The following is a 22,336-nucleotide window of genomic DNA, read 5'->3' on the forward strand; positions in this document are numbered from 1 at the left end:
TGCTGATGCTGAACCGTTGGCCAACCTTGGCCGGAGCAGCCCAAATATAGAGACAAGTATGGCGAAGTCACAGCGGCATTACCGCCGTGACTTCAGGCAGAAGGTGGTTTTCCGCTCAAGCGTGCGTGCACGCCGGCCGTCGCGGCAGGATCGCCGTCCTGCCGCAAATCCGGCTTGTCACCAGCTCGCCGGCAGCCGCTTCAACCCGCGCAGCACGAAGGTCGGCCGCCACTCCGGGTTTTCCGCGTCATCGAGCCGCAGATCCGGGATTCGGCGCAACAGCGTCGAGATCGCGATCTCGGCCTCGATCCGCGCCAACTGGGCGCCGAGGCAGAAATGGATGCCGCCGCCGAACGACAGCGGCTTCACGTTCGGCCGCTGGATGTCGAGCTTTTCGGGATGATCGGGGTAGACAGCCGGATCGTGATTGGCCGAGCCCAACAGGCACAGCACGCTCTCGCCCTTCGGGATGCGCTTGCCGCCGAGATCCTCGATGTCTTCGAGGGCGACGCGGCCGGTCAGCTGCACCGAGGAATCGTAGCGCAGGAACTCCTCGATCGCATTGGTGATCAGGCCGGGATTGGCCTTCAGGAGCGCGAGCTGGTCCGGGTTGCGATAGAGCGCGAGCAGGCCGTTGCCGATCAGGTTCACGGTCGTCTCATGGCCGGCGCCGAACAGCAGAATGATGTTGCCGGTCAGCTCCTCATTGGTGAGCTTCTGGCCGTCCTCTTCCGCCTGCACCAGCTGCGTGGTGAGGTCGTCGCCGGGCTGCTTGCGGCGCAGCTCGAACAGCTGATGGAAATACATCGCCGCCATCGCATTGGCGGCGTTGCCCTGCTTGATCTCCTCGGGCGTCAGCGGCACCGGCTCGAGGATGCGGCCACCGTCGCGCGAGCCGCTGTAGAAGGCTTCGCGATGCTCCTCGGGGATGCCGAGCATGTCGCAGATGATCGTCACCGGGAGGCGGAAGGCAAAATCCTCGATCAGGTCCATCCGCCCCTGCGGAATGATGCGGTCGAGCGTTTCGTCGACGACGTGCTGGATGCGCGGGCGCATGTCCTCGACCCGTCGCGCGGTGAAGGCCTTGACGACAAGGCCGCGCAGCCTTGTGTGGTCGGGCGGGTCCTGCTGCAGCATCCAGTGGCTCATGCTGCGGAAGACCGGCTCCTCCAGGATCTTCGGGCCGTAACGACGGATGCTGCGCTCGGCAAAATCCTTGCCGAACCGCTTGTCGCGCAGCACGAGGCTCGCCTCGGCGTGACGGCTGGCGACGAAGGCGCCGTGCACATTGACATGCATCGGGTCGAGACGCCGCAACCGCTCGTAATACGGATAGGGGTTGCGAATGAACTCGGGCGCGAGTGGATTGAAAAGCGGCTCGCCGCTGGCCGGCTGAACTTGCTCGTTCATGGTGACCTCGTTCGTTCGCTGCACCGGTGTCTGCACACTGGCGCGCCTTGGTGTCATCCTCAAGACCGCACCATCACGGGTGCGGCTATTCTGCTTCTGTCAAATGCAACTCGATACACTCTTGTATCGAGTTGCATTGTGCCCTAAAATGCGCCGATGTCAAGGGTTCGAACCAGACCGACACGGGACGACACCTGCGAGAAGCTGTTCGAGGCTGCGGCGCGGGTGTTCGAGGAACAGGGAATCGGCGGCGCCAGCATCGAGGCGATCGCGGCCGCGGCAGGATTCACCCGCGGCGCCTTCTATTCGAACTTCAAGAGCAAGGACGAGTTGATCATCGCGATGCTCGAGGATCACGTCGAGCAATCGATCCGGCGATGTCTCGACCTGCTGGCCCAACACCAGAACCTTGCCGACTTCCTCGAGGCGCTCCGCACCATGGATCGCAGCCGGCAGGACCCGCTCGGCCGCTCCCCGCTGCTGCACATGGAGATGATCCTGTTTGTCGCACGCGCGGAAAAGCGGCGGCCCGAACTGGCAAAACGGCTGCGCGCGCGGCGCAAGCTGATCGCGGATATCGTCACGACCACGGCGAAGAATGGCGGCCCGAACGGCGCGCTCAACCCGGAATGGACCGGCGCGATCGTGCTCGCGCTGGAGGACGGTTTCCGGCTGCACCGCCTGATCGATCCGGAGACCACGCCGGCGGACAGCTTCCTGCGCGCGATCACCGACCTGCAGCGCGCGATCGGCGTTTCGTCCGCCCGCTAGAGCGTTTTCGAGCGAAGTGGCTACCGGTTCGCGTGAAGAAAACGCGTCAAAACAAGAATCTAGGGCCCCGTTCTGATTCCATCGGAACGGAAAAGGCTCCAGGCTCAGGCCGCGCTCGCGATCTTGTGTATTTGCCCGGCGACCGCGCGCACCTTGCCGGGCGACGCCTGCCAGATCGCGAAGGCGGACAGCAGGCTGACAACGATCCCGAGCAGGAACGCGCTCGTATAGCTGCCCGACAGATCATAGAGCTGGCCGGTGATCCAGGGACCGGCGGCCCCGCCGGCCAGCGCCGCCAGCATTACGGTACCGAAAATGCTGCCGTAATGCCTGCCTTGGAAGATCTCCAGCACCACCGGCCCCATCACCGATGTCAGGCCGTAGCCGAGCGCGCCCTGGGTGAAGACCATCAGATAGATCAGCGCCATGCTCGGCCAGTATTTCAGCGCGGCCAGCGCCGCAAAGCAGATCACGAAGCCGAAGCAGGCGATCGCCCACACCCATTCCCGGCCGATGCGATCGGAGAGATGCCCGAGCCAGATCTGGCCGGGAATGCCGAGCAGGCTGACGACGCCGAGTGCCCAGACCCCGACATTGGAGCTGAAGCCGATGTCGAGCAGGAATTTGGTCTGGTGCACCTGCACCGCATACCAGATGTACAGCCCGCAGAAATAGCCGATCGCGATCCACCAGAACCGCGCGGTGCGCAGCGCCCGCGACAGCGTCCAGTCGGTGCCGGCCCACACCGGATCGACGATGTTCGATGCCGGCTTGGCCGATGTCGCCGTCGGCGCGGCATCGCCGTCCGGCTGCAGGCCGATATCCTCCGGCCGCTTGTGCAGCAAGAGATTGATCGGCGCCAGCACGACCAGCACCACGATCCCCATGGCGGTGCAGGCGGTGCGCCAGCCGGTCTGCTCGATCATGTGCTGCACCCATGGCAGCAGGGTCACCGAGCCGATGCCGACGCCGGCGAAGGCGAGCCCGATCGCCAGCCCGCGGCGGCGGATAAACCAGTTCGGCACGAACAGCGACTGGCCGGAATAGCCGAGGCAGACGCTGCCGGAGCCGACCAGCACGCCGATCGTGAGATAGAGGTGCCAGGGTTGCGTGGTCAGCGGCGCCAGCAGCAGCCCTGAGCCCATCAGCAGCACGCCAAGCTCCATCACTGCGCGCGGACCGCTGCGGTCCATCAGCCGGCCGATCAGCGGGCTTGCGATCGCCGAGGCGACGAAGCCGAACGAGAATGCCCCCGCCGTGACACCACGCTCCCAGCCGAACTCGGAGATGATCGGCGGATAGAACAGCGAGAATGCGGTGCGCGCGTTGACGCCGATCGCCATGGTAACGAAGGTCACCGCGACGATGATCCAGCCGTAGAAAAAGGGGAGTCGCATGGTAACACTGTGGAATGGGATGGATAAGAAGCCAACCGGACCGGGGGCTCACGAAAAGCATTGCCTTTGCATCATGCACGGTCAACTCTGTGAAGCAATTCATAGACAGCGGAGCAAACCGGTGGTTGTACCATCGGACAGCCATCCGCTCACAGCTAGCCGGAAGCCGGGAAGCGGGCTATCATGTCTTTTTCAGGAGGAACACAATGGGTGGATTGGTTGCCGACAGTTACGTCCCCGACGTTCTGCAACAGATGAATTCCCGGCTTATTGGCGAAGCCCTGACCGAAATGGTCCAGTTTCAGAAGGAGTTCAAGGTCTTCTCGTCGCAACATACGCTGGAGACGTCCTTCAAGTTGCTCAATATCGCGCCGGTTGGCGATGCGGATCGCAAGGGGTTTTTCAAATTTCTGGGCCTGCTGAAGAAGACGGGCGCCTCAGTCGACGGCAAGGCAACGAAGCTGAGCGGACACGATCAGATCATCGCATCGCTGCAGGGCAATCTCGAGAGCAGCAGGCCGTTGTCGGTACACTTTACCTCGCACCCGGCGGAGTCTCCGAAGGGCGTCGTGAAGGTGACCTCAGGCGATCGCGTCTTCAATTTTTCCTCTCTGGTGTTTCTCACGATCTCGATGCCAATGATCAACGCCGACCGCCCCAAGGCCGGCGCGCGCAAGAAGTGACCTGACCTCGGCGATGCTCGATCCGCACGCCAAGGTTCGCGACTATTATTCAGGAACACTGGAGCGTCACGGCCCGACCCCGCTCGGGGTCGACTGGCCGAACGTGCTCTCGCAGTATCTGCGCTTCGTGCAGCTCGTGAAGCTGTGCGATTTCGGGCGGCCGTTCAGCCTGAACGATTTCGGCTGCGGCTATGGCGCGCTGCTGGAGTTCCTGGCAATGCGGCATGGCGATGCCGAGGTGACCTATCGCGGCATCGACATTTCGCCGGCGATGATCGCGGCCGCCCGCGCCCGCTGGGCCGGCAACACGCAGGCCGTGTTCGCCGAGGGTTCGCAGTGCGGCGCACTCGCCGACTATTCTCTGGCAAGCGGGATATTCAACGTCCGGCTCGGTCATCCGGTCGCAGCGTGGGAAGCGTATGTCGAGGCGATTCTCGCCGATCTTGCGGCCCACAGCCGGATCGGCTTCGCCGTCAACTTCATGCTGCCGCGTGACGAAGGGCGCGCCGAAACCGGGCTCTATCGGATCGCGCCGGAGCGCTGGATCCGGTTTTGCGAGCAGTTCGGTCACGTCGAAACGGTCGCCGATTACGGCATGCCCGAATTCACGCTTCTTGTCCGCAGGACGACGACTGCACGACCGGGAACAGGCGTTCATAGGGTGAGGCGCCGGTCTCCTCGATGAGGAGCCGGGCCCGCGCAAGCAGCTCGTTCAACCGATACTGCGGATAGCGCAAGCTATCGGCGTTGACCACATGCGCCAGCACCAGCGTCGAGCGGCATTCGGCGAGCCGCGCCCGCCGCTCCCTCGCGACCGCGATCCCCTGTTCAGCGGCGCCGAAGGCCGCGGCAAGGCTGTTGCTCCTCAGATGAATCTCGGCGAGGAATGCCAGCATGTCGCTTTCATATTCGAGGCCGGCGAAAGCCTCCCGCGCGAGCCGGATCGCCGATTCAATCTTCTGGATCGCCGCAACGTGTTCGCCCGCCAGCGACAGCGCCAGTCCGCGGCAGACGCTCGCATACACCGCGACATAGGGTGTGTCGTTTCTCCTGGCGATCTCCTCGATACGCAGGCTGTGAAGATCGGCAAGCTTTTCGTCCCGCGTCAGCCAGGCCATCTCGACTCCGGCATGATGGGGAATGAACAGGACCGCCGGATCGGGATGGCCGCTCTCGCTGGCGACCAGTTTGGCGATTCTCTCTCGCGCAACATCGAAACTGCCCGTCCGCGCCAGCAACCGCGCATGCAGACCCTCAACCCATCGTTCCACATTGAAGCCGAGCGGCGCTTCGTGGGCCTTCTCGATGCTCGCAATGTGCTTGAGCGCGGTCTCGCCGGCCGCAAGTGCTTCCCGAAGCTTGCCGGCATAGCCGTAGGCCTGACACAGGAACACCTGCATCATCGTCCTGATGCTCGGGTCCTCGGAGACCTCGATCGCCTCCAGCAGCTGCCTCACATATTCGTCCGCCGAGCCCGTACCGGCGGAGACCCGGCCAAAGGCGGCGAGCAGCAGGACCTCCCAGAGCGAGTCCTTGAGGTCCCGCGCGGCAGCCAACGCCTCGCGGAAGAACGGGGCAGCCTCTTCGGCGCTGATGCCTTCGCGCCAGCCAAGGATCAACACTTGACCGGATGCGTGCATGCGCAGCCGATCGGTTTCCGGCGAGCGCGGCAACGATTGCAGCAACAGCCGGACCTTGAGCCACGACTTCATCCCCAGCCGCGAATTGGTCGTGCCGATCCAGCTCGCCGAACGGGCCAGATAGTTGGCTGCGGATCCGAAATCCTTGGCCGATTCGAAATGATACGCGATCAGATTGGCGTATTCGCCCAGCCGGTTATGGTAGAATCGCTCGAGCGCGCTCGCGACCGCCTGATGCAGTTCGACGCGGCGGGTGCGCAGCTGCATCGCATACGCGACCTCCTGGATCAGCGGATGGCGGAACGCGTATCGATCGTGCTCGATCTCGCTGGCGACCTCCTGGATCAACTCGAGATGCGACAATCGGCCGAGGATGCCGACGAGATCGTGGTAGCTTGCACGTGCCACTTCGGCCAGCACTGAAAACGGGAATTCCCGCCCGATCGTGGCGCCGACCTGCAGCACTTCCTTGTCCATCGGCGCGAGACGGTCGATGCGTGCGCCGATCACAGTCTGGACCGTAGCCGGCAGCGTCTCGGGCGATGCCTGCCCGGACATCTCGTATTCGCCGGGCCGGCCGGTCAGATCGCCACTGTCTATCAGCGAACGGACCAACTCCTCCGCGAAGAACGGATTCCCGCCGCTTCGTTCAACGATGCGGTCGGAGATTGCGGCCGTGGATGGATGATCGCCGATCATGTCGCTGATCAGCGCGGAGACATCCTCGTCGCGCAGTTCGTCGAGCCGGATTTCGTGGAATCCCGGCCCCTCCTGCCACGGCGCATGATAGGTCGGCCGATACGTGAGAATGATCAGGGCGCGGCTGACCTGCGCAACATTCACCAGCGCCGAGACGAACTCGATGCTCGCTTCGTCGAGCCAGTGGATGTCCTCGATGATGATCACCGACGGTGTGCGGGTGCCGTCACGTACGAGACTTGCGACGAGATTGACGAGCCGCGTATGCCGCGTCTTTGGATCCAGCGCGGGCGCCGGCGATTGGGTGTCGCGGATGCCGAGAAAATCGGCGAGCAACGCCACGTCTTCCATCAAGTGGGGGACCGAGGACTCGATCCGCGCCGCGACCTTGGCGCGCGCCGTCTCCGCATCGTCGATCGATGCGATCCGGAAGAAATTGCGGAAGAATTCCAGCAGCGGCTGTAGCGGACCGGAATGGTCGTAGGGCGATGCGCTTGCCTCCTGCACCGGCACCAGGCGTTCCTTGACGCTGCGGGCAATTTCGAAGCACAGGCGGCTCTTGCCGAGACCTGGCGGCGCCGAAATTCCGATCACCTTGCCGGCGCCCTGCTCGGCTCCGGCAAATGCCTCCTGGAGGATGGCAAGCTCGGCATCGCGCCCCCGATAGGTGCCGACGACGGCATCACGGAACGGCGCGCGAGACGGCTTCATGCCGACGAGCCGGTAGACGCCGATCGGCCGCGGAAATCCCTTCACGTTCTGATGGCCCAGGGCACGCGCATCGCAAGATGCCTGCACCAGCTTGAACGTCGACTCCGTGACGCAAATGTCGCCCGGCTGGGCCATATGCTCAAGCCGGCTCGCCAGATGCACGGCGGCGCCGTAGACGCTTTGCTCCTTGGTGAATTTGTCGGGCACGCCCGCGACGATTTCGCCGGAATGGATGCCGACGCGCAGCACGATGCCGTTGTCCCGCGACGACTGCATCATGGCGAGCGCGGCCTGGCAGGCGCGCAGCGCATGGTCTTCCTGGGCGTGCGGAATACCGAAGATCACCATCAATCCGTCGCCCATGCTGCGCATGATGGTGCCGTGAAACTGCTGGACCGCATGGCCCATCCGCGCCAGCGCGGGCGGCAGGCGATCGAGCGCAAGCTCGGGATCGTTGTCGCCGATCAGTTCGGTGGAGCCGACGATGTCGGCAAACATCACGGTGACGACCTTGCGTTCGCCAACCGTCTGGGCCTGGTCGAGACGCTCACCACAGGCGCCGCAAAATCGCGCCGCCTCGAGATTGGGATGCCGGCAATTCGGGCAGACGGCAGAAAAATTCAGCCCGCACGACCGGCAGACGCCATCTTCGGTCAGGGTCTCGGCTTGACAGGCCGGGCACAGCATTCACACCACCTTCCCGATCCCGTCCGTTTACAGGCTCCGGCACATCCTAACACAATCGGGAGGCCGGCCGCATGAGGCCTCATGAAGCCAGAATCGGTGTCCGGCGCCAAGTCTTACCTTTGAGCAGACGGGGTTAGGGGGCTCAAGCACCCAGCGCGTGGCCGAAATAGGCGCGCTCGAGCCTGTGCGCGAGGCCACTTTCGCCGGTCGGCGCCTCCAGCGCGATCGCACCCTGCACCAGCGCGTAGACCCGATCGGCACAGGCCAGCGCCTTCTCCAGCAATTGTTCGACCAGCAGCACCGAGGTGCCCTGCTCCCGCAGCCGGCCGATCACATTGAGGACACGATCGACCAGCACCGGCGACAGTCCGGCCGAGGGTTCGTCCAGCATCAGGAGCCGGGGGCGGCGAACCAGGCCCTGCGCCACGGTCAGCATCTGCTGCTGCCCGCCCGACAGCGCGCCGCCGCGCTCATGGCGCTTCTCGGCGATCTCGGGGAAGAACGCCAACGCCTCTTCGATCCGTACAGTCCGTTCGGCGCGCGGCAGGTCGTAGCCGGCGAGCAGCAAATTGTCGGTGACCGATATCTGCGTGAACACGCGATGTCCCTCGATCACGTGCACCAGCCCGGCTCGCGCGGCATCGCGCGGCGTGGCGTTGGTCATGTCGCGTCCGCCGAACCGGACCTGCCCGGCCGTGACCGGCAACAGTCCCGACATCGCGCGCAGCAGCGTGGTCTTGCCGGCGCCGTTCGGACCGAGCAGCGCCACCACCTCGCCGGCTGCGATCGTCAGGTCAATGCCGTGCAGCACGCGGATCTTGCCGTAGCCGGATTCCAGCGCGCTCACGTTAAGCAGGGGTTCAGCCGCCGAGATAGGCACTGACGACCTCCTTGTGGACACGGATCTCCGCCGGCGTTCCCGCCGCCAGCGTGCGGCCGAGATTAAGCACGGTGACCTGGTGGCAAATGTCGAAGATCAGATCGGCATGGTGCTCGACCAGCAGCACACCGGTGCCGCGGGCGCAGACCGCCTTGATCAGGGTGGCGAGCCGCTCGACCTCGTCATTGGAGAGGCCCGCCGCCGGCTCGTCGAGCAGCAGGAAATCCGGATCGAGCATCAGCGCCCGCGCGATCTCGATGAAGCGCAGCTCGCTGTGCTGCAGACGGTCGGCGCGCACATCGGCAAGCGCCTCGAGGCCAACGACGCCGAGCAGTGCCCGCGCCTTGGCGGCGAGCAAACGCTCGTCCGCGCCGTTGCGCGGCAGTGCCAGCATCGCCTCGACGAAATTGGCCCTGCCCTCGATCGAGCCGCCGATCATGACGTTCTCCAGCACCGAGGCTTCGCCGATCACCCGCGGGGTCTGGAAGGTGCGCGCGATGCCGCTGGCGGCACGCATCACCGGCTGGCCCGCGGCCAGCACCGCATCGCCGAGCGTCATGCTGCCGGCCTTCGCGGCGTAATAGCCCGAGATCACGTTCAGCGTGGTGGTCTTGCCGCTGCCGTTCGGCCCGATCAGGCCGTGGATCTGGCCGGGCGCGACGTCGAGGTCGAGACCGTCGATCGCCTTCACATTGCCGAAGCTCAGCGCGATGCCGCGCAGCTGCAGCGTCTTGCCACCATCGCGCCGGCGCACGATGGCGGCGAGCGCGGCCGGGCGCGGCACGATGGCGCGGTTGCTGGCGAGCGGGCGACGGTTGCGGAAATCGAGCAGCGCCGCGATGCCGCCAGGCATCACCAGCACGATCACGAGCAGCAGCACCGCGTAGAGGAAGGTCGACCACGCCGCGAGCGGCGCTGCGATCTCCGGCAGGATGGTCAGGATGATGGTGCCGAGCATCGGCCCAAGGATCGAGCCGCGGCCGCCGATCAGGATCGCGATGAAGAACAGCACCGAGAGATCGAAGGTGAAGGCGTCGGGCGTGATGTAGGTCTGCAAGGTCGCGAACAATCCGCCGGCGATCGCCGCCAGCGCACCGGCGAACAGGAAGATCGCGATCAGCATCTTCGGCTTGGAGATGCCGCTGGCTTCGGCGGCCACCTCGGCGTCGCGCACCGCGATCAAGGCGCGGCCGAACCGGCTGCGCGCCACATTGGCGCTCATCCAGGTGGTGACGACCGCGAAAGCGATACAGAGGCCGTAGAACCCCCACGGCGTGTTGAACGGCGCCGGGAATTCAGGACCGGCAATGCCGATGCCGCCTCCGGTCACGCTCTGCCAGGCCAGCGCGATCTGGGTCACGATGGTCGCAAAGCCCAAGGTCGACATCGCAAAGTAGAAGGTACGCAGGCGCAGGGCCGGCAGGCCGACGATCACGCCGAAGATCGCGCCGATGAGGCCTGCGATCGGCAAGGCGGCAAATACCGGAATTGCCGGCATCACATTGCCGGCGACCAGCACGCTGGTGGTGTAGGCGCCGAGCGTCAGCAGCGCGACATAGCCGATCGCAAGATGGCCGGCAAAGCCGACGACCAAATTGAGGCCCGACACCAGCACCCAGTAGATCGCCGCGCGGGTGCCGATCAGCACCCAGTAATCATTGCTGACGAAGGGCAGCAGCAAGTGCAGCACGAGAATGCCGAGGAACGGCAGGAGGTGCGGCAGCGCGGCACGCCATGCGCCGCTGTCGGCTCGGGGCGGAGCGGCGGCGACCGACGTCATCACACCCTCCGCGCGGTCGAGGCGCCGAACAGCCCCTGAGGAGCCGCAAGCAGCACCACGATGAACCGCGTGAACACCGCGACCGAGGAGAAGATGCCGCCGACCAGGAAGTTCGCCGCCTGCTGGAACAGACCGAGCGCCAGCCCGCCGATGATCGCGCCTCTGTTGTTGCCGAGCCCGCCGAGCGCCACCGGCACGAAGCCGTAGAAGTTCAGCAGCGCGCCATTGGCAAAGAAGGCGAGCAACAATTGCCCGCCGGAAAATCCGGCGATGCCGCCGACCACGCCGGCAAGCGCGTAGCTCGCAACACGCAGATTGCGCTCGGGCAGGCCGAGCGCCCGTGCCGCGAAATTGTCCTCGGCGATGGCGAGGAACGCGCGACCGACCAGCGTGCGGCGGTAGAGATATTCGAGGCCGATGATGGTGACGGCGCAGGCGGCAACCGGCAGCCAGAATTTTTCGTCCCAAACGCCCTCACCGAATCCTGCGATGCGCGGGAACGGCTGCGGCTCGGTGCCCCATTTGATCGCCGTGACCTGCTGGATCATCAGCGCGACCGCAAGCGTCGAGAGCACGTAGAGATGCTGGTCGAGGCTCTTGAGCACCGGCCGCACCGCGACGAATTCGGTGATGATCCCGATCACCGCGCAGCACAGCAGCGTCAGCACGAAGCCGACCGCGATCGGCAGGCCGAGCTTCAGCGTGAACATCGAGCCGAACACGCCGCCCAGCATCGCAAGCTGTCCCGCGGTGAAGCTCATCACCCGCGAGGTCGAGAACATCGTGTTGTAGGTGACGCCGACCAGCGCGTAGATCGCGCCCGCCGCGAGACCGGATGCAAGGATCGAGGCCAGCATCGGCTGCGTCCTCGCCCTGCTATGTGTACCCCGGCGCCAGCGCGAAGGTGCCGTCCTTGGCGGTAGAGGCCTCCGACATCACGATCTCTTCGGTCAAATAGCCGTTATGCTGGGTCGGCGAGAAGCGGTAGTTGCCGAAATAGCCGGGATAGGTCGACAGCGAATTCCAGTAGCTGATGATGCCGGCGCTGTCGGTCGAGCCGCTCTCCGCGACCGCCTTGGCGATCAGCTCGATGCAGTCGATACCACCAGCGACCCACCACAACAGCGTATCATTCAGCGCGACATTGGCCTTGGTCAGGCGCGCGACCAGGTCCGCGCTCTTCGCCGGCAGCTTGCCGGCGCCGTCATAGCTGCAGCTCTTGTAGCCGATCGCATAGACCTTCTTCCAGTTCTCTGGTTTTGCAACCAGGTTCGCAAGCTCGCCGGAGGCCATCGACGGGTGTCCAACGAAGGGAACGTCCCAGTTCATCGCGGCGCGGGTGTTGAACATGCGCGCCTCCATGCCGGTCGAGACGCTCCACACCACGATCGCCTCGGCGCCAGCGTTCTTGGCGCGCAGCATGTCCGGCGTCATGTCGGGCTGGGTGGCGTCGATATTGGCCTGATAGGCCACCTCGGCGCCGTCCTTCTTGAACGCCGCGACCGACGCGCCGACCGCGGTGACGCCATAGCCGGTGGTGTCGCCGATCACCGCGACCTTCTTCACCTTGAGGATCTTCAGGCAGTAATTGCGCACGGCATCGTCCCATTGATTGTTCGACGGCGCGATGCGGAACGCATTGGGGAACTTGACCGGATCGATCAGGGTCTCGACGACGCAGGGGTGCAGGTCGGGCATCTTGGCACGGGCCATGATCGGCGTGGTGGCAAGCGCCTCGCCCGAATTCAGCGGACCCCAGATCGCGTGAACCTTGGCCTGGCTGATCAGCTCCTGGGTGGCGTTCACCGCCTTGGTCGGATCGCCTTGGGTGTCGCGCATCACGAGCTCGATCTTGCGGCCTTTCACCCCTCCGGCGCCGTTGATGGCGTCGACCGCGAAATTGACGCCCCGGTTGAAGCCGACGGTCGGCGCCGAACTCGGGCCGGTGATCGCCGCGAGACAACCGATCTTGATCGGTTCCGATTGTGCTGTTGCAGGAGCCGGGAAGGAGAATGATGCGGCGCCCAATGCGCCGGCGCTGCCCAATAAAACGTCACGGCGTGAAATGGCCATGTGATGCACTCCCTGTTTCCCTCTCGGCGCCCGTCGTTTGTTGCGGGACGTCCGTTGATTGATTGTCCGCGCGCTCGGGGCCGCGGTTTTGCAGGATCAAGTTTGAGCTGGATGTAAACGTCTTGTCCAGCCCCGCGGACGGCATTGGGATCAGTCGAACTTTCATGGCCGCGGCCGCCGCGTCCAGCGCTCGGCATTGACAGCGCCGCCGGGTATCTCGCCGGCAATGATCTTCGCGACCTGGCGCACGGTTTCCGACGATTGATGCTCGATCGCCTGCGGGGTCAGGCCGCCGACATGCGGGGTTGCGATCACATTGCGCAGCTTCGCGAGCTCCGGCGTCGGCATCTGATCGGGCGCGCGGCCGACATCCATCGCCGCGCCGGCAATGCGGTTGTCGCGCAGCGCGGCCGCCAGCGCCGCTTCGTCGACCAGATTGCCGCGCGACAGGTTGATGAAGAAAGCGTGCTTCTGCATCCGCGCCAACGCGGCCTGCCCGATCAAATTCTCGGTCTCTGCGTTGGCGATCGCGAGACAGACGACATAGTCAGCGCTTGCCAGGAGATCGTCGAGCGGCAGATGCCGGATCGCGGCATCACCTGACGTGACGAAGGGATCCGCGACCAGCACATTCATGCCGAGCGCTTTTGCGATCCCGGCAAGATAGCGCCCGATGCTGCCATAGCCGATGATGCCGATTGTGCTTCCCGCAAGCTGGTGGCCCATCACGACCTCAGGCGCCCTGCCCGCATGGTAGTCCGCGGTCGCGCGCGAGACGCCGCGCGACAGATCGACCATGAAGCCGAGCGCGAGCTCAGCGACCGACTGCACGAATCCGGCGCTCGCCTGCGTCACCAGCACGCCGGCGGCAGACGCCGCCGCGACGTCGATGTTGCGGATATCGACCGCACAGCGCACGAAGGCGCTGAGCTTCGGCAGGCGCGGAAAGATTTCGCCCGGCCCCTGCGTCATGCGGTCGGCGACGATGATGTCGACATCGGCGGCGGCCCCGATCAGCGCAGCCGCGTCGAGCGCCTCATCGCCGTCATGCAGCCTGACGTCGGCGACCGCGCGCAGGCCGTTCAGGCTGCGCTCGCCGTAATAGTCGCGGCGCATTTGCGGGGTATGGGCGAGCAGCACCTTCACGCTTCTACTCCCTTAATATCCGAGCGCATGCGGCAGGGCCGTGCTGATCGCCGGCACGAAGGCGATCACCAGCAGACACAGCAACAGCAGGCCGAGATAACCTGCGATCGGCTTGATGGTCTGCTCGATCGGCACATTGCCGATCAGGCAGGCGCCGTAGAGCCCAAGGCCAAGTGGCGGAGCAAAGAGCCCGAGCCCCATCGCGATCACCAGCACGACGCCGAAATGCAGGGGATCGATGCCGAGCTTGACGGCAACCGGCAGCAGCAGCGGCCCGAAGATGATCAGCGCCGCGGCGCCCTCCAGCACCGAGCCCATCACCACCAGCACCACGATCGACAGCAGCATGAACAGCCAGACGCCATGGCTGCCTGAGATCGTCAGCATCAGGTCGCCGACCGCGTGCGGCACCTGCTGCAGGGTCAGGATGAACGCCAGCGACTGCGCCGCGGCGACGATGAATAGCACCAGCCCCGAACGAACAGCCGATTGCACGAAGCAGTGCGCGAGGCTCTTCGCGCCGAGCTCGCGGAACAAGAGACTGCCGACGGCGATGGCGTAGACCGCGGCAAAGGCGGAGATTTCGGTCGCGGTGGCGAAGCCGCTCTTGAAGCCGAAGAAGATCATGAAGATCAGCCCGACCGAGGCGATCGCGCCGGTCCACAAGCCGGACACCGCGGCGCGCGGCCCGGCTTCCACGTTCGCGGCAGGGCGCTTGCCGAAGATGATCGACACCGCGATCAGCGTCAGCGCCATCAGCGCGGCCGGCAGCATGCCGGCGACGAACAGCCCGCCGATCGAGAGATTGGCGACGAAGCCGAGGATGATCAAATTGATGCAGGGCGGAATGGTTTCCGCCATCACAGCGGAAGCCGCAAGCAGCGCCACCGCCCCGCCCGGGTTCTGCCGCGAGCGGCGCGCCGCCGGGATCAGGACCGAACCGACCGCGGCGACATCGGCCATCTTCGAGCCCGAGATGCCGGAGAACAGCACCATCGACATCACCATCACGACGTTGAGCCCGCCGCGCATCCGTCCGACCGCGCGCTGCAACAGCTCGATCAGCCGGACCGACATGCCGTTGGCTTCCATCAGATAGCCGACCAGGATGAAGAACGGGATCGCCAGCAGCACGAAATTGTCGATGCCGCGTGCCATCTGCTGGGCGAAGATCACGCCGGGCAGCGTGCCCTCCACCCAGATGAAGATCAGCGCCGCCAGCGCCAGCGCAAAGCCGATCGGCAGTCCGCCGAACAGGGTGAGGAAGAAGCCGATCAGCATCAGCGCCTGCGACGACGGCACCGACGACGGCGCCAGCGCATCCCAGGCCAGATAGAGGCCGACGATGACGGCGGTCACGGCGATGCCGGCCATCATGTCGCGCAGCGGCCGGCCGCAGAAGGTCTCGAACGCGAAGATCGTCATGAACGAAGCGCCTGCGCCCATCGGGTAGAACGTCCATTCCAGCGGCAGGCCGGAGCCGGAGGTCTGGCCGGTGGTCAGCCAGCCCATCTTGATGGCGTTGAACGCAACGTAGAAGGCGATGATGGCGACGAGCAGCGCACCGACCGCATCGACGACCCGCCGCACGCCCGTCGGCAGCATGTCGACGAAGAAGGCGACGCCGAGATTCTCGCTGCGTGCCAGCGCGCTGGCGGCGCCGAAGAAGCTCGAGCCGACCATCAGGCCGCGGGCGACGTCGTCGGACCACTCGACCGGCGCATTGAACAGGAAGCGCGCCAGCACCGACACGCAGACCACCACGAGATCTGCGGCGAGCAGGATCGCGGCGATCGCGTCGCTGACGGCGAGCAGCGGCGCCGTGATCCGCTCAGCGCTGCTTCTCGTCGCGACTGCGGCGACCGACATGCGCCGACCTCAGGCCTGAGTGGCGCGGATCAGATCGACGACGGCCTTCGCCTCGGGCCGCGCCTTGATGAAGTTGTCGGTCTGCGGCAACACGCGCTTGCGGAACGCCTCCTTGTCGCATTCGACGACGGTGACGCCCTTTTCCACCAAGGTCGCCAGCGCCTCCTTCTCCACCGCAAGGCCATGCGCGCGGGTGTCGATCGCGGCCTTGCTCGCCGCATCGAGGAAGCCCTCGCGCAGCTTGGGGGCCATGCGGTTGAAGCTGGTGTCGCTGAAATAGACCGCGAGCGGCGAGAAGATGTGCTGGGTCAACGCGTAGTGCTTCACCGTCTCGTAGAACTTGCTCGCCAGGATGGTCGGCGGATCATGCTCGAGCCCGTCGAGCACGCCGGCCTGCAGCGCCGTATAGATCTCGCCGAACGCCAGCGGCGTCGCCGCGGCGCCCATCAGCCGCAGGCATTCGGTGATGATCGGATTGGGCAGCGTGCGGATCTTCAACCCGGCGAGATCTTCCGGCGTCTTCACCGGCTTCTTCGCCAGCACGCTGCGCGCGCCGAAATTATAGGCCCAGCCGATGATATGGATGCTGGCGCCCTTGAGCAGCGCATCCTCGATCGGCTTGGCCGCGCCGGCGTCGAACGCCTTGGTCTGCTGCTGATAGCTGGTGAAGAGATAGCCGAGGTCGAAGGTGCCGACCAGCGGCACCAGATTGGCCGAGATCGACGAGCCCGACACCATCAGGTCGATCACCCCGAGCTTCACCGAGTTGATGACGTCGATCTCCTGGCCGAGCTGGTTGTCCGGGAAGAAGGTGACGTCGATCTGCTCGCCGAGCCCGTTGGCCTTCAGGCTCTTGACCAGATTGTCGTAGTAGACGCGGCCGTTGGCGTATTTGGGATCGTTCGGCAGCGATGACGAGCATCGCATCTTCAGGATCGCGGCATCGGCACGGCCGACGATGGCGGGCGCGGCGGCAAGCCATGCCGCGGCCGTGACCGACGATCGCAGCACAATGCGGCGGCTCACCCGGTTCGTCGTCATGATGGTGCTCCTCCCCAGGAACGGATCTTTGTTGTCTTGGCCGTTTGTGTTGGCCGCCCGCCTGAACGGCGTGAGCTTGGCAGCCCATTTGTCATAATGTATGACAAAACAGATACGGTTGTGCAAGAGCGTGGCGCGGCGGCGGCGCAGGCACCAACCGCAGCGAGGCTTCCGATGTTCCAGACATCCAACGCATTGCGCCGGAGCGTGCACAGCCAGGTCACCGACCGCGTCGGCAGCAGCATCGTGCGCGGCGATATCGGCGTCGGCGAAACGCTGCCGCCGGAGATGCAGATCTGCGAGATGATGGACGTCAGCCGCACCGTGGTGCGCGAGGCGATGCGCACCCTGACCGGCAAGGGCCTGATCGAGTCGCGCCCCAAGAGCGGCACGCGGGTGCGGCCCCCCGAGCAGTGGAACCAGCTCGATCCCGACGTGCTGCGCTGGCACCTCGAGACCGCGGAGATCGATCGCTATCTGGCCAAGCTGTTCCAGCTGCGCGCCGCGGTCGAGCCCGCCGCCGCGGCGCTGGCGGCGACCCATGCCGAGGCGGACGACATCGCCCGCATTCGCGCCGGCTGCGACGGCATGGACGCGGCCAGGACCAACGAGGACTTCGTCGCCGCCGACATCATGTTCCATCAGGCGATCTATTTCGCGACCCGCAACGAGTTCTTCTGGCCAATCGCGCAGATGTTCGAGATCACCCTGCGCCAGAGTTTTACCATCGCCGCCCCCGGCTCGCATCGCCCGCGCGCGCTGCGCGAACACCGCGCGGTGCTGAATGCGATCGCCGCCGGTGAGGTCGAAGCGGCGCGCGCGGCCACCGTCGTGCTGTTGACGAACTCCGCCGATGACCTCGTGAGAATTCGCGGCCGGGAGTTCGAGACGCCGGCGGGCAAACCTGCGCGCAGGCGGTAGTCGCTGTGTAAGCGACATCCTCACGTCGACACCTCCACGTCGTCCTGGCGAAGGCCAGGACCAATAACCACCGACGTGTATTGGGAGAGAGATCGAGGCCCCAGCATCGTCCAGCAATTTGCATTTGGGGTAATGGGTCCTGGCCTTCGCCAGGACGACGATGAAGGAGGTTCTCGATTCATGATGTCAAACAGCCGAGTTCTCGGTGTCATCGCCCGGCTCGACCGGGCGATCCAGTATTCCAGAGACGCCGGTGCTTGAGCCGAGAGGCCGCGGCGTACTGGATCGCCCGGTCGAGCCGGGCGATGACAGTGTGAGTGGGGATACAGCTTCGCGTTCTCGCGACATGATTTGTCCGAGCTTTGCATCTCGTTTCGCCCTCTCGTTGAGCAGAGGGCGCAGGGAAAGCCGGGTGCCGATCGCACCCATGGGCCCCGTGCAAAAGTAGAAAGCACGGGGGTAGGACCACAGGTGTAACCGGGAACAACCCGGCTTTCCCTGCGCGATGGGTTACGGCTTACTTCGTGCTCTCCCCGGCGAGACTTGGCTTGTTTGTCACCGCTTTCGCAAAGCGCTGCGCGCTTTACGAGAGGACACCGGCCGCTGGGGCGTCAGGACCACACGACTTCACCGTCCGCTTCGCGTGCTCTCGTCAGTTCCACGCTCGGCGTCCACCGCATCCCACACCGCGTTCGTGACGATCGCGAAGCGCCCCTCGTATCGGGTGAGACGGGTGAACCTATAGCACTGAGTTGTCCTACTGATAAACCGAATTATTTTTGCGCGCGGGGATTGACAGGTTTTTGCTGTGTCGCCCGACGTGTCGAATTGGCAACACTTGGTTGCCATCACGATGTGCATCGTAGAATGGATAGAGCGCAGCGAAACCCATCATCTCAACGCGCGGATAAAACGATGGGTTTCGCTGCGCTCTACCCATCCTACGATCTACCACGATCCACCAGCCGAACCTCGTCGCAACGCCGCTATTTCGAGCGCGCCACCGTGGTGCCGTCCCAGTCCTCGTCGGTGGGATTGGCGAGCTGATGCCTGCACCGCTCGATCATCAGCGACGAGGCCGCATCCGCGCCGCGGAGCTGCCGGGAGGTCTCGAACGCTGCGATCGCTGCGGTGAAATCGCCGGCGCGCCAGGCCGACAGTCCGGCCTCATAGGACGCGATCCAGTCGCGCGCGATCGCGCCCTCGTCGGCCATTGCGATCAACTCGTAGATGTCGAGCCCGCCGGCGCGGCCGTAGACGGCGAGCCGGTCGAGCTCGCGGACGACGATGCGATCACCGGCGAGATGCCTTGTCTCCGGGCCGATGATGATGGTCGAGCCATAGACCTTGTTGGTGCTCTCGAGGCGGCTCGCGATGTTCACGGCATCGCCGATCACGGTGTAGTTAAGCCGCACCTCCGAGCCGATATTGCCGACCAGCATGTCGCCGGAATTGATGCCGATGCGGATCGCGACCGCGTCTCCCTTGTCGTCGGCGAGGCCGGCCTGCGCCAGCGCGCGCTGGCAGGCGAGCGCCGCCCGGCAGCAATCCGCGGCGTGATCCGGGTTGGCCGCGGGCGCGCCCCAGAACGCCATCACGGCATCGCCGATGAACTTGTCGATGGTGCCGCCCTCCTTCTGGATCGCCGCGGAGACGACGTCGAAATAGCGCGACAGCAACGGGATGATGCGGTCGCCGAGCCGCTCCGACATGCCGGTGAAACCGGCAAGATCGATGAACATCACGCTCATCGGCCGCACCGCGCCGCCGAGCCGCGCGCCGTTGCCGTCGCTGACCAGACGCCGCACCAGATCGGCGGGGATGTATTTGCGGAATGCGGCGAGCCCCCGCGCCATGTCGCCGATCGCACCCGAGAGGTTCTCGATCTCGGCAAGGCGCGACGGATGCCGCTCGACCTTGTCGAGGTCGAAGCGCTCGACATGCCGGATCTCGCCGACCACCTTGATCAGGGGCGCCGCGATCAGCCGTTGCGCCAGCCAGGCCGACAACAGGCCGGCGGCCGCGATCAGCGCCGCGAGCCCGATCAAGAGATTGCGGATCGTCATCCGCACCGGGCCGAGGAATTCGGATTCCGGCACCACCGTCACCAGCGACCAGCCCGGGAACGAGATCGGCGTCAGCACCGCCTGATAGGCCTGCCCGTCCCGCGTGACCTGGGAGCGGAACGCCTCGCCCTCGCCGGGATCGTAGGCCTTGCCGGCCTGCCTGACCGCGGCGACCGCAACAGGCAGCAGCGGATGGTCGGTCTTCAGCGCATTCAGCTCGTCGGCATCGGGATCGGGAGACGCGATCACGCTGCCGTCGCGATCGAGCAGGAAGGCGCCCGCCGACTTGCCGACCGTGAGTTGCGAGAGGAAGTTCGACACCCGGGTCAGCTCGATGATGATGGCGAGCACGCCGGTGCGCTCGCCGTCGACGTCGATCGGCACCGCCAGCATCGCGGCCAGCCGCTCGCCGCGGGGCAGCGTCGTCAGCGTCGACCATTGCTGGTCGCTGGCTGCGATCGCATCGCGAAACCAGGGCTGGTCGGTGACCAGATATTTGCTATCCTCGACGGTGCTGTCCCTGAGCTTGATGTCGATGCCGGCATAGTCGTATTGATCGGCCTTGAGCTTGCGGTCGGGTGAGATGGTCAGCATCTCGACGCCGGCATCGCCGAGCTTGTGTCCGGCGAAGAACGAGCCGTCCGGCCAGCCGAATGCCACCCACGAAATGGTCGGTTGCGACTGCAATTGCGACAGGAACACGAACTGCCGCTTGCGCGCGTCGCTTGCGTCCAGCACCTTCTCGGTCAGCAACGTCCGCACCGCCGTCATCGACGAACGCGCTTCGGTCGTGATCGACTGCAATTCGTCGCCGACCGCGGAGACGATCTGGTCATTGATGGTGTCGGCCAGGGTCTGGCTCACCCGTTGTGCGGTGCGCCACCACAACAGATGCACGCCGACGGCGCTGACCACGATCGAGGTCAGGACGAGGGCCGAGATGGCGCTGCGGATGCCGATGCGCATCGTTGGGGTCCGTATCAACGGTTTCATTACCGCACTACGGAACATATCAGGGTTTGTTTCACCCGCACGGCGGTGGCGCAGCGCCCGGACACGGCCCTGTGACCATAGTTGAATGTGCCGGCGACGAAACTTCTGGATTGTTGGCCGCGTACACGCCAAGACAAGATAGTTACCTCGAAGGTTCTTTGATGCACGACGTCTCGATCCCGGCCGCCCTGATCGCCGGCCTAGTCAGCTTCCTGTCGCCCTGCGTGCTGCCGCTGGTGCCGCCCTATCTGATCTATCTGACCGGGGCGACCATCGAGCAGGTCAATCAGGACGGCGCCACCGCGGCCTCCAAGCGCGCGGTGATGACGGCGGCGCTGATGTTCGTGCTCGGCTTCTCCACCGTGTTCGTCGCGCTCGGCGCCAGCGCCTCGATCGTCGGTGGGCTGGTGCGGGCCTGGTCGGCCGAGCTCTCGATCCTGGCCGGCATCGTCATCATCATCATGGGCCTGCACTTCCTCGGCGTGACCCGGATCGGCCTCTTGATGCGCGAGGGGCGCATGACCGCACCGAAGCCGGTCGGGCTGTGGGGCGCCTATGTCATGGGCCTTGCGTTCGCGTTCGGCTGGACGCCCTGCATTGGGCCGATCCTGGCGGCCATCCTCTCAATTGCGGCCGCCGAGGCCACGGTGACGAAGGGCGCCGGCCTGCTCGCGGTGTATTCCGCCGGGCTCGGCATCCCGTTCCTGCTGGCGGCCTTCATGATCAAGCATTTCTCCTCGCTGTTCGCGCGGATGAAGCGCCATCTCGACACCGTCGAGCGGGTGATGGGCGTGCTGATGGTCGTGACCGGCATCGGCTTTCTGACCGGCGCCGTCTCCGGCGTCAGCGTCTGGCTGCTGGAAACCTTCCCGGCACTGCAAAATATCGGCTAGGCGCGTAACAAGCCCGCCGCGACCGGCGAAACTCCTGCCATAACGGGTCCGTAGCTTTCAGCTCGTGCCCTTTGGTGCGCGTGCGCCCAACCACCGGCGCAGGCGGCCTGGCGAGATATTCGGGAGGGTTCGCATGAATTTCATCGTCAATTTGCTGATTTTGCTGCCGGCACGGATCGCTTCGCATTTTTCCTGGGCCGGGCCGTTGATCATGCGGATCATCGTCGGCTACACCTTCATGCTGGCCGGGTGGGGCAAGCTCACCAACCTCGCCCAGGTCACCGAGAATTTCGCCGGCTGGGGCATTCCGTTCCCGACCATCCTCACCCCCTTCGTATCAGGCGTCGAATGCTTCGGCGGCGCGATGCTGATCCTCGGCCTGTTCACCCGCATCCCCGCCGCGATGCTCGCGGTGGTGATGATCGTCGCGATCAGGTCGGCGAAATGGGGCGACGTCGATTCGCTGGAGACGCTGCTCGGCTTCGAGGAGGCGACCTATTTCGCCGCCTTCATGTGGCTTGCGATTACAGGTCCCGGCGCCGCCTCGCTCGACCGCCTGCTGGTCAACGCGGTGGCGGGCCAAAAGGCGGCGACCTGAGAGGCTGGCTCACAATCCCGTGACATGGCGAGCCCCGATCCGGGCGAGCGCGTAGCTCACACGACCCCTCGCCGCCAG

Annotated in this window: 17 protein-coding genes; 6 read left to right on the forward strand and 11 right to left on the reverse strand. The window is 65.2% G+C overall.

All coding sequences use genetic code 11. The annotated features are described in order from the left end of the window. Positions 1 to 177 precede the first annotated feature (177 nt). Entirely contained in the window at positions 178 to 1,410 is a 1,233-nt protein-coding gene (locus tag WDM24_RS30560; protein ID WP_338828404.1) for a cytochrome P450, read from the reverse strand. A 156-nt stretch (positions 1,411 to 1,566) separates the two neighbouring features. On the opposite strand from WDM24_RS30560, the gene WDM24_RS30565 reads away from it, so the two are divergent. After that, positions 1,567 to 2,181 carry a TetR/AcrR family transcriptional regulator gene (locus WDM24_RS30565; protein WP_166304966.1) on the forward strand — a complete coding sequence of 205 codons (615 nt, stop codon included), beginning with the start codon at positions 1,567 to 1,569 and terminating at the stop codon, positions 2,179 to 2,181. A gap of 104 nt (positions 2,182 to 2,285) precedes the next feature. Here the strand turns inward: WDM24_RS30565 and WDM24_RS30570 are convergent, their stop codons facing one another. Next, the gene (locus WDM24_RS30570; protein WP_338828405.1) at positions 2,286 to 3,578 is read right to left on the reverse strand and encodes an MFS transporter; all 1,293 of its coding nucleotides are present in this window, start codon (positions 3,576 to 3,578) and stop codon (positions 2,286 to 2,288) included. 215 nt (positions 3,579 to 3,793) lie between these two features. On the opposite strand from WDM24_RS30570, the gene WDM24_RS30575 reads away from it, so the two are divergent. Together WDM24_RS30575 and WDM24_RS30580 are read left to right on the forward strand one after the other, a co-directional pair. Further along, complete coding sequence (locus tag WDM24_RS30575) at positions 3,794 to 4,261, forward strand: hypothetical protein (protein ID WP_338828406.1); 468 nt, start codon at positions 3,794 to 3,796, stop codon at positions 4,259 to 4,261. Positions 4,262 to 4,274: 13 nt separating this feature from the next. Further along, entirely contained in the window at positions 4,275 to 4,946 is a 672-nt protein-coding gene (locus WDM24_RS30580) for a class I SAM-dependent methyltransferase (RefSeq protein WP_338828407.1), read from the forward strand. Here the strand turns inward: WDM24_RS30580 and WDM24_RS30585 are convergent. From WDM24_RS30585 to WDM24_RS30620, 8 genes are all read right to left on the reverse strand, one after another. Continuing rightward, entirely contained in the window at positions 4,867 to 7,998 is a 3,132-nt protein-coding gene (locus WDM24_RS30585; RefSeq protein ID WP_338828408.1) for an adenylate/guanylate cyclase domain-containing protein, read from the reverse strand. The genes WDM24_RS30580 and WDM24_RS30585 overlap by 80 nt on opposite strands. Positions 7,999 to 8,140: 142 nt before the next feature. Then, complete coding sequence (locus tag WDM24_RS30590) at positions 8,141 to 8,878, reverse strand: ABC transporter ATP-binding protein (protein WP_338828409.1); 738 nt, start codon at positions 8,876 to 8,878, stop codon at positions 8,141 to 8,143. Continuing rightward, entirely contained in the window at positions 8,859 to 10,658 is a 1,800-nt protein-coding gene (locus WDM24_RS30595; RefSeq protein WP_338828410.1) for an ABC transporter permease subunit, read from the reverse strand. The genes WDM24_RS30590 and WDM24_RS30595 overlap by 20 nt, the downstream gene beginning before the upstream one ends. Then, the gene (locus tag WDM24_RS30600; RefSeq protein ID WP_338828411.1) at positions 10,658 to 11,515 is read right to left on the reverse strand and encodes a branched-chain amino acid ABC transporter permease; all 858 of its coding nucleotides are present in this window, start codon (positions 11,513 to 11,515) and stop codon (positions 10,658 to 10,660) included. The genes WDM24_RS30595 and WDM24_RS30600 overlap by 1 nt, the downstream gene beginning before the upstream one ends. A 19-nt stretch (positions 11,516 to 11,534) precedes the next feature. Next, positions 11,535 to 12,731: an ABC transporter substrate-binding protein gene (locus WDM24_RS30605; protein ID WP_338828412.1), complete on the reverse strand. Its 1,197-nt coding sequence runs from the start codon at positions 12,729 to 12,731 to the stop codon at positions 11,535 to 11,537. A gap of 162 nt (positions 12,732 to 12,893) precedes the next feature. Continuing rightward, positions 12,894 to 13,877 carry an NAD(P)-dependent oxidoreductase gene (locus WDM24_RS30610; RefSeq protein ID WP_338828413.1) on the reverse strand — a complete coding sequence of 328 codons (984 nt, stop codon included), beginning with the start codon at positions 13,875 to 13,877 and terminating at the stop codon, positions 12,894 to 12,896. A 12-nt stretch (positions 13,878 to 13,889) separates the two neighbouring features. After that, complete coding sequence (locus tag WDM24_RS30615) at positions 13,890 to 15,746, reverse strand: TRAP transporter large permease subunit (protein ID WP_338828415.1); 1,857 nt, start codon at positions 15,744 to 15,746, stop codon at positions 13,890 to 13,892. Between the two features lie 9 nt (positions 15,747 to 15,755). After that, on the reverse strand, positions 15,756 to 16,787 hold the full coding sequence (locus tag WDM24_RS30620; RefSeq protein WP_338828416.1) for a TRAP transporter substrate-binding protein: 1,032 nt from the start codon (positions 16,785 to 16,787) through the stop codon (positions 15,756 to 15,758). Between the two features lie 174 nt (positions 16,788 to 16,961). On the opposite strand from WDM24_RS30620, the gene WDM24_RS30625 reads away from it, so the two are divergent. After that, complete coding sequence (locus WDM24_RS30625) at positions 16,962 to 17,708, forward strand: FadR/GntR family transcriptional regulator (RefSeq protein WP_224741787.1); 747 nt, start codon at positions 16,962 to 16,964, stop codon at positions 17,706 to 17,708. A gap of 986 nt (positions 17,709 to 18,694) precedes the next feature. Here the strand turns inward: WDM24_RS30625 and WDM24_RS30630 are convergent. After that, positions 18,695 to 20,740 (reverse strand): adenylate/guanylate cyclase domain-containing protein, encoded by a 2,046-nt coding sequence (locus WDM24_RS30630; RefSeq protein WP_338828417.1) that lies wholly within the window; start codon positions 20,738 to 20,740, stop codon positions 18,695 to 18,697. A 188-nt stretch (positions 20,741 to 20,928) separates the two neighbouring features. Here WDM24_RS30630 and WDM24_RS30635 point away from each other — a divergent pair, with 188 nt between their 5' ends. Then, positions 20,929 to 21,660: a cytochrome c biogenesis CcdA family protein gene (locus WDM24_RS30635; protein ID WP_338828418.1), complete on the forward strand. Its 732-nt coding sequence runs from the start codon at positions 20,929 to 20,931 to the stop codon at positions 21,658 to 21,660. A 133-nt stretch (positions 21,661 to 21,793) separates the two neighbouring features. After that, positions 21,794 to 22,258: a DoxX family protein gene (locus WDM24_RS30640; RefSeq protein ID WP_338828419.1), complete on the forward strand. Its 465-nt coding sequence runs from the start codon at positions 21,794 to 21,796 to the stop codon at positions 22,256 to 22,258. Positions 22,259 to 22,336: the final 78 nt, after the last annotated feature.

Origin of the sequence: Bradyrhizobium sp. 27S5 (assembly GCF_037217225.1) — a bacterium.
Classification (GTDB): domain Bacteria; phylum Pseudomonadota; class Alphaproteobacteria; order Rhizobiales; family Xanthobacteraceae; genus Bradyrhizobium; species Bradyrhizobium septentrionale.

Bases quoted from the DNA above. Each gene is read 5' to 3' on its own strand.
- WDM24_RS30625 (WP_224741787.1), top strand. From the start codon at position 16,962: ATGTTCCAGACATCCAACGCATTGCGCCGGAGCGTGCACAGCCAGGTC.
- WDM24_RS30620 (WP_338828416.1), bottom strand. From the start codon at position 16,787: ATGACGACGAACCGGGTGAGCCGCCGCATTGTGCTGCGATCGTCGGTC.
- WDM24_RS30570 (WP_338828405.1), bottom strand. From the start codon at position 3,578: ATGCGACTCCCCTTTTTCTACGGCTGGATCATCGTCGCGGTGACCTTC.
- WDM24_RS30560 (WP_338828404.1), bottom strand. From the start codon at position 1,410: ATGAACGAGCAAGTTCAGCCGGCCAGCGGCGAGCCGCTTTTCAATCCA.
- WDM24_RS30600 (WP_338828411.1), bottom strand. From the start codon at position 11,515: ATGCTGGCCTCGATCCTTGCATCCGGTCTCGCGGCGGGCGCGATCTAC.
- WDM24_RS30585 (WP_338828408.1), bottom strand. From the start codon at position 7,998: ATGCTGTGCCCGGCCTGTCAAGCCGAGACCCTGACCGAAGATGGCGTC.
- WDM24_RS30635 (WP_338828418.1), top strand. From the start codon at position 20,929: ATGCACGACGTCTCGATCCCGGCCGCCCTGATCGCCGGCCTAGTCAGC.
- WDM24_RS30605 (WP_338828412.1), bottom strand. From the start codon at position 12,731: ATGGCCATTTCACGCCGTGACGTTTTATTGGGCAGCGCCGGCGCATTG.
- WDM24_RS30615 (WP_338828415.1), bottom strand. From the start codon at position 15,746: ATGTCGGTCGCCGCAGTCGCGACGAGAAGCAGCGCTGAGCGGATCACG.
- WDM24_RS30595 (WP_338828410.1), bottom strand. From the start codon at position 10,658: ATGACGTCGGTCGCCGCCGCTCCGCCCCGAGCCGACAGCGGCGCATGG.
- WDM24_RS30630 (WP_338828417.1), bottom strand. From the start codon at position 20,740: ATGCGCATCGGCATCCGCAGCGCCATCTCGGCCCTCGTCCTGACCTCG.
- WDM24_RS30580 (WP_338828407.1), top strand. From the start codon at position 4,275: ATGCTCGATCCGCACGCCAAGGTTCGCGACTATTATTCAGGAACACTG.
- WDM24_RS30640 (WP_338828419.1), top strand. From the start codon at position 21,794: ATGAATTTCATCGTCAATTTGCTGATTTTGCTGCCGGCACGGATCGCT.
- WDM24_RS30565 (WP_166304966.1), top strand. From the start codon at position 1,567: ATGTCAAGGGTTCGAACCAGACCGACACGGGACGACACCTGCGAGAAG.